Origin of the sequence: Photobacterium japonica (assembly GCF_050337005.1) — a bacterium.
Taxonomy (GTDB): Bacteria; Pseudomonadota; Gammaproteobacteria; order Enterobacterales; family Vibrionaceae; genus Photobacterium; species Photobacterium japonica.
Window position 1 is genome coordinate 22,396 of record NZ_JAKJSN010000062.1, and the last position, 7,163, is coordinate 29,558.

8 protein-coding genes are annotated in these 7,163 nt (G+C 38.0%); all 8 read left to right on the plus strand.

Annotated elements, in window-relative coordinates; translation table 11 throughout:
• The first annotated feature begins 107 nt into the window (after positions 1-107).
• Positions 108-1,034 carry an MlaA family lipoprotein gene (locus L4C36_RS19970; protein WP_428479556.1) on the plus strand — a complete coding sequence of 309 codons (927 nt, stop codon included), beginning with the start codon at positions 108-110 and terminating at the stop codon, positions 1,032-1,034.
• A 94-nt stretch (positions 1,035-1,128) separates the two neighbouring features.
• The gene (locus tag L4C36_RS19975) at positions 1,129-2,271 is read left to right on the plus strand and encodes a CDP-glycerol glycerophosphotransferase family protein (protein WP_428479557.1); all 1,143 of its coding nucleotides are present in this window, start codon (positions 1,129-1,131) and stop codon (positions 2,269-2,271) included.
• Positions 2,268-3,371, plus strand: coding sequence for a glycosyltransferase family 4 protein (locus L4C36_RS19980; RefSeq protein WP_428479558.1), 1,104 nt, complete (start codon positions 2,268-2,270; stop codon positions 3,369-3,371). Before L4C36_RS19975 ends, L4C36_RS19980 begins: the two co-directional genes overlap by 4 nt.
• 20 nt (positions 3,372-3,391) lie before the next feature.
• On the plus strand, positions 3,392-3,787 hold the full coding sequence (locus L4C36_RS19985) for an FAD synthase family protein (protein ID WP_428479559.1): 396 nt from the start codon (positions 3,392-3,394) through the stop codon (positions 3,785-3,787).
• 2 nt (positions 3,788-3,789) lie between these two features.
• Complete coding sequence (locus tag L4C36_RS19990) at positions 3,790-4,557, plus strand: ABC transporter permease (protein ID WP_428479560.1); 768 nt, start codon at positions 3,790-3,792, stop codon at positions 4,555-4,557.
• Positions 4,557-5,297 (plus strand): ABC transporter ATP-binding protein, encoded by a 741-nt coding sequence (locus tag L4C36_RS19995; protein WP_428479561.1) that lies wholly within the window; start codon positions 4,557-4,559, stop codon positions 5,295-5,297. The genes L4C36_RS19990 and L4C36_RS19995 overlap by 1 nt, the downstream gene beginning before the upstream one ends.
• Positions 5,298-5,303: 6 nt before the next feature.
• The gene (locus tag L4C36_RS20000) at positions 5,304-6,257 is read left to right on the plus strand and encodes a glycosyltransferase family 2 protein (RefSeq protein ID WP_428479562.1); all 954 of its coding nucleotides are present in this window, start codon (positions 5,304-5,306) and stop codon (positions 6,255-6,257) included.
• A 3-nt stretch (positions 6,258-6,260) separates the two neighbouring features.
• On the plus strand, positions 6,261-7,163 hold a 903-nt coding region (locus L4C36_RS20005), incomplete at its 3' end, for a glycosyltransferase family 2 protein (RefSeq protein ID WP_428479563.1).

The window sequence follows — 7,163 nt, forward strand, 5'->3', positions numbered from 1 at the left end:
TACGATTGGTATCACTACATTCATGACGAGACATGTCATTGGCTGTTTAACGCATTAATCTGCGTTGAACGGTCACGGCATGTTTTGATTATTTAACGGATATGACTTTGAAACGACATCATCTTTTGGCGCTGTTTGTTGCGCTGACTCTCACTGCGTGTGCTGACACACCACCGAATACGGCAACGGACGTTGTGGTTGAAACGAATGCTGCTGATCATAATGATATTGGCTTGAACAGTGTCGCAGTCGTGAGTGAAGAACCGCTTAGCGAAGACAATGTTGCGCTTGTTGCAGAAGAAGATGATGATTTAGCCGCCGTATTGGAAGAGGTCGAATCTGGTGAGGGTGACTACGGCGTGCCGGGCGTTTACGATCCGTTTGAACCGATCAACCGCGTGATGTGGGACATCAACTACGACTACTTGGACCCGTATATTGCGCGTCCGGTATCGTTGGCCTACGTCAACTATGTGCCATCGCCGTTTCGTACCGGTATTCGCAACTTTATTGCCAACCTCGACGAACCCGCCAGCATGGTGAACAGTTTAGTGATGTTGGAAGGTGAGCAAGCCATTACCCACTTTAACCGTTTTTGGATCAACTCCACCTTTGGTTTGGCGGGCTTGATTGATATTGCCTCTCTGGCCGATATCAAGAACCCAGGCGATCGCGCCTTCGGGGATGCGATGGGCTACTACGGTGTCGGTAACGGCCCGTATTTCATGGTACCCATGTACGGCCCGATCACCTTGCGTGAAGGCGCCGGCGACCTCGTCGATGACTTGTACTTCCCATTGAATTTACTGAGCTTCTGGCAGAGCCTCGGCAAATGGGCCCTCGACGGGATGGAAAGCCGCGCCGCGCTCGTGCAGCAAGAAGCGATTTTGCGTGACTCGCCGGATCCGTACATCTTTACCCGCGATGCGTACATCCAAAACAAGAACTTCAAAGCCTCCGGCGGCGAAGTCGATACGCAAGAGCCAGAAAACGAAGCGTACCTGGATGATTTCATGGATGAGATTGATGGGTGATATGGTTAAATAAAAACCACTTAATTTGAATGGGGATTATTCTTAATCATTATGTTAACATTAGATTTTATATGCTATTTGCGGTCTGGTTAGCATGCGTTTTTCTTTTAATAACAAATATTTTCGCTTCCTTATTCAAGTATCAATGGCAGCACTTACGCTGCCATTGAAAGCAATTTGTAAGGTTACACCCGTCAGTAAGAATACTTGGGTGTTTGGTAATACCTATGGGTACAAAGATAATCCAAAATATGTTTATGAGTACCTGATCGAACAGAAAGATACGAGCATTCGCCCCATTTGGATTTCGAGAGAGAAAAAGTGCAAAACACTCGGTGAAAGCTATTATTGCTTTAGTCTCAAAGGGTTATATTACCAATATCGTGCATCAGTAGCGATATTAGCAACCGGCATGAATGATGTGGCTGCCTTTTCTTTAGCCAATAAAAAAATTGTTCAGCTTTGGCATGGCATACCAATCAAAAAACTATTGTTAGATTCGCCAGAAACATCGCCGATTCCTACGCGGTTCAAAATGTTGAATCGCATTTTTTTTGCGCTGCTAAAGCGTAAATTAAATAAATACGCGATTGTCACGGCAGTGAATCCACATAATCAGCAATGTTTAGCACATGCTTTTGGACTGCCATTAGAAAAAGTAAAGGTAACGGGCATGCCACGGCATGATATGATCCTGAGTTCTATAAAAGAAAATGAGCGATTCATATCGAATAAAATACTTTATGCGCCCACATGGCATGCCTCGCTTGAGGATGCTCGCGTGTGGGTCAATCAAGTGTTGAGTACGGAGTTCTTGTTGTACTGTAATGAATACAATATAGAGGTAGATGTATCCATTCATCCACTCAATAAGTTTCTGTATCAAGAAGTCAGTGAGAAAGCAGGGGTTTCAATATTAGAGTGTGATGATGTTAACTTGGTTTTGTATCATTACGATTTATTGATCACTGATTATTCAAGCATTGCTTTTGATTATTCAATATTAGACCGACCGGTCATCTTTTCTTGTGCTGAGATAGCGCGCTATGCAAAGGAAAGAGGGATATATGATGATTTCATCATGCTTCTTGAATCTCAAAATGTAACGGGGTTAGCTCTAATTGAAAAGGTTGATAGTTTGTTATCGAATAAACGTTCAACGGATAGTTTTTATACCTATCCTTACTTAGGAAGTGCAAGAGCACGAGTAATAGAAGAAGTAAAAAAGATATCATGAAAAAGCTATTATTTGCAATTAATGTTGGTTGGTATTATGACTTGCATTGGAAAGCCAGAATAAACTCAGCGATGACGGATGGCTTCGATATACATTTATGCATGTCAAAACCGACAAATTCGAATCAAGAAAATATGCATAATTTATCACTAACCCGCTCATCAATGGGTTTATTTGATAATATTAAAACATTTCTACAGGTTATCAGGRTTTATTTGACAGTTAAACCTGATGTTATTCATTCAGTAACCATTAAACCAAATATTATGTTCGGCTTTATTGCATTACTTGTAAAGCTACCAATTTATTTGACAATTCCTGGTCTTGGTTCGATGTTTAGCCAAGATAATGTGAAGAGTAAAGTGATTGCGAAAGCGATTATAGCTTGTTATCGACTCATTGGTTTAAATAAAAAGTCCGTGTTTATTTTTGAAAATAAGACGGATATGCATTTATTTTTAGACCAAAAGGTCTGTAAGAAAGATAACGCGATCACCGTACCTGGTTCAGGCGTGAATATTGATGAGTATAATGCAGATCCGATTGTGACTGATGATGCCCCGTTAAAGTTATTGTTTGCCGCTAGGCTACTTGAAGGGAAAGGGTTGCGTGAGTTAGTTGATGTCGTAGCATCTCTTCAGGCCAGTGGGAAGGATGTCACGCTAAATGTAGCAGGTATTATCGATGACGACAGTAATGAGGCGATACCGTTAACTCAAATCGAGGCATGGCATCAGAGTAAGAAAATCAATTGGCTTGGTCAGGTGAATCACGGTATGCAAGCAGTGATCGCAGCCAATGATGCCATTGTTTTACCCACGCGGTATGGGGAAGGACTGCCTCGGATTTTGATTGAGGCCAATGCATGCAGACGTCCGGTGATAACGACGGATATCGGTGGTTGTCGTGACTTTGTCATAAATGGTGAAAATGGTATACTTGTCAAAGTCTGTGATTCAAAAGCACTAAAAAAAGCAATTGGTACGTTATTTAACCGTCAGTATTGTGCTGAACTTGGCGAAAATGGTCGAAAGCGGGTGGTATCATTTTACACAGACAAGCATGTTATTGATTGTTATAAAAAAGTTTATTGTAGATAACCTTATTAGTGAGTAATGCAATGCGAGTGATTACATTTGGTACGTTTGATGTGTTTCATATTGGTCATGTCAATATCTTAGAAAGAGCAAAAGAGCTTGGTGATCATTTGATTGTTGGTGTATCAACAGACGCACTCAATTTTTCAAAAAAACAGCGTTATCCGATTTACAATGAAAAAAGTCGAGCACAAATTGTGAATGCGATTCATTGTGTTAATGAAGTGTTTTATGAAGAGTCCTTGGCGTTAAAGCGTCAGTATATACTTGAACATAAAGCCGATATTTTGGTCATGGGTGATGACTGGAAGGGTAAATTCGACGAATTTTCGGATATTTGTCAGGTGATTTACCTTCCGCGTACAGCCGATGTTTCGACCACAGAAATAATTAAAACCGTTCGAGAGACTATCGAGTAACAATGATCACGAGAAATGCATTTTCACGCAATATGTATATTTTATACACGCTTGCACATTTAAAACAAAAGGCTAATGTCAGAGGTACCATTTTAGGTTACCTCTGGTGGTTTATAGAGCCTATGATGCTCATTGCACTATACAGCTATGTAGTCGGTATTGTATTTGGTCATTCTGGGCCAGATCGAATCTTGATGATAGCGATTGGCGTGACATTGTGGAAATGGTGGAGTACAGCATTAAGTGCTGCGACAACATCTTTTAATCGTTATAAAGGTATTGTTACCCAAGTTAAAATGCCGCTTCCCATTTTACCAATATCTGAAGTATTTGGTCAGACTTATTTGTTTGTATTTGGATATATATTGCTCCAGTCGATCTTGTTATATATGGGGTATGTTCCTGATGTTATTGCTCTGTCAGTAACATTTATAGCCAGTGTGATAGTGGTCAGTGGTTTATCTTTAGCGTTAGCTATTTTAAATGTATTTGTAAGAGATACCGCATTTTTGGTCGGTTTTGGTTTACGTATTTTATTTTACCTAACACCTATTATTTATTCTGCAGATCGTGTCCCTGAAAAGTATCAATGGTTAGTGACCGTGAATCCACTAGCTGTGCTCATTGAGATGTATAATAAGGCATTAATATATCCATCAACAGTTTCTTTGCAACATAATTTTATAGTGCTTATTTTATCTGTCGTAATGCTAATTTCGACTTTATATATAGCAAAATTAGTAAGAACACAGGTAATTAGGAACGTATGATGGCGGAAAAAAAACCTGTTGTACAACTTAAGAATGTGACACTTGAGTATACACAATCACAAAGTTATTCATTGAAAAAATTGTTTCTTTCAAAACATGAAAGAGTCAAAGTTGTTCAAGAGTCTAATGCGTATCGGCAGGCTGCGTTAAAAAATATAACTCTAAGTTTTTACGAGGGTGATATCGTTGGTATTGTTGGACGAAATGGCGCAGGTAAGTCAACACTGTGTAAAGTCCTTTCAGGTGTGTTATCCCCAACCAGTGGTGATTTCAAAAGTACCGTTGAAATTGGTGCATTACTCACGCTGAGTTCATTTTTTACTCGTGAGTTAAGTGGATTAGATAACATTTATCTGGCTGGTGCGCTTCTTGGTAAGGTAAAAAGAGAAATTGAGGCGAAAATAAATGATATTATTGATTTCTCCGAATTGGGCGACTCCATAAAAAAACCAGTAGAGACATATTCCAGCGGTATGGTTTCACGCCTTGCTTTTTCCATTGCAACTTCGTTTCGTAGTGATATTTTGATCATCGATGAAGTGTTGAGTGTGGGTGACAAATACTTTAGGGATAAGTGTCTGAAAAGAATGGATGAGATCATAAAAGAGTCTAAGTTAATTATTGTTGTTTCTCATTCAGATTCTGATATTAGACGAATGTGTAATCGAGCAGTATATCTCGATAAAGGTCAAGTGTTACTTGATGGTACGGTTGAAGATGTACTTGCGCAGTACAAGTAGGTGGTAATGTCTCCTAGGTATAGTGTTGTTATTCCCGTTTACAATGTTGTAGATGATCTTACTGAATGTATCGAATCGATATATCGGCAGTCATTTACTGACTTTGAGCTAATCGCTGTAGATGATAACTCAACGGATGGCTCCTCTGAGCAGCTCTGTAAGATTGCTGAGGTGTATGGCTTTGACGTGATATTGCTCGATGAAACGAAAGGCCCTGGAAATGCGAGAAATGTTGGTGTCAATCATGCTTGCGGCGATTACATTGTCTTTGTTGATGGAGATGACAAGTTAGATACTGAATTGTTTAGCACTCTAACCGTATCAGATAGTGAGTTGATTATTTATGATTTCGCGCGTTTTTGGCCTAGTGGTGACATTAGATACAACCAAACTCATGAACACTTAAAAAAACTGTCAGGAAAAGAGTTGTCAGACTTTGAAGATAAAATTGCGTTATTCTCAAATTTTCAAGTTTGTTGGAATAAAGCATACAAGAGAGAGTTTTATCTTCGTGAGTCAATGAGGTTTGAATTAGGTTACTACGAAGACATATCATTTAATTATCAAGCGATATTAAGCGCTAGAAGTATATGTATTTTGCCATTTGCTGGTTATTGGTATAGGCAGAGAGAGGGCAGTATTCTTAATTCGAAGAGTGATAATCACATTTCGATTGTTTCACAATATGATAAAGTTTATGATTTAATTTCAAACTTAGATTGTGATATGATTATTTATAATCGTATTATGGTTGAGATGAATGCGATATACGTTAATCACATATTCAATTTGGTTGTAAAGCAAAGCCAAAGATTAACTAGTAATGGTAGAAAAAGAGTGCTTAATGGTTTCTTTGAGATGATTAAAGCGCGGAAATTAAAACTTAAGAAAAAAACAAGCCTTATTATTAAGTATTTGATTTTAAGGGCTTATTATAAGGTTGGGCACAAGGCTATATAAAAGATGAAGAATAAAAAACCATTAATTACTGTTATAGTTCCTTGTTATAATGCTGAAAAAACGATTGAGTGCACAGTTCGTTCTGTTCTCTCTCAAACATATCAAAACTTCGAACTTATATTAGTTGACGACTTTAGCACCGATAATACTCTTTTAAAAATAAAAGAAATAGCAGGTACAGATCCAAGAATTGTTGTTATTTCAAATAGTGAGAATTTAGGTCAGGGTATCTCCAGAAATAATGGTATTGATATCGCTAAAGGTGAATATATCTCATTTTTGGACGCTGATGACATCTTTGAAGTGGATTTCTTATCTGTCTTATATTCTGCTTTGGTTGAAGCCGATGCCGATATTTCAGAATGTCCTATTCGTTACATATTTGACAATCATAACTATATGTCAGGATCTCCTGAAGGTATTGTTAGTGGTGAACATTGTCAGTATCGTATTGATATTGACGATGGATTACCCTATTTAAGTCCTCATCCTGTGAATAAATTATATAAACGTAGTTTGTTCAACGATACAAAATATAAAGAAATTATTCATGAGGATACTGAAATTCTTGTGGATTTACTCAAAGCGTGTAATCGTTTTGTCGTTATTTCAACGACGCATTATAATTATAATAAACGTTGGTCTGGTATTACTGGGCAGGGTAAAAAAGAACTTCCAAGAATTGAATATCATCTTTCATCAATTATTGAATCAGTAAAGCCATACTTTAGTGATGAGTTTTTGAATCTAATAAATAAATACGGTTCAAAACATCCTCGTTGCTCATATGCTAACTTAAATAATCTGCTTAGAACGATTGTTTCAAATAAGAAGTGCTATACAGAGAAAGAGATTAAGAATATTAGTGAAATGGTAAATTCTTTTACTATTGAACTATTTGAAATC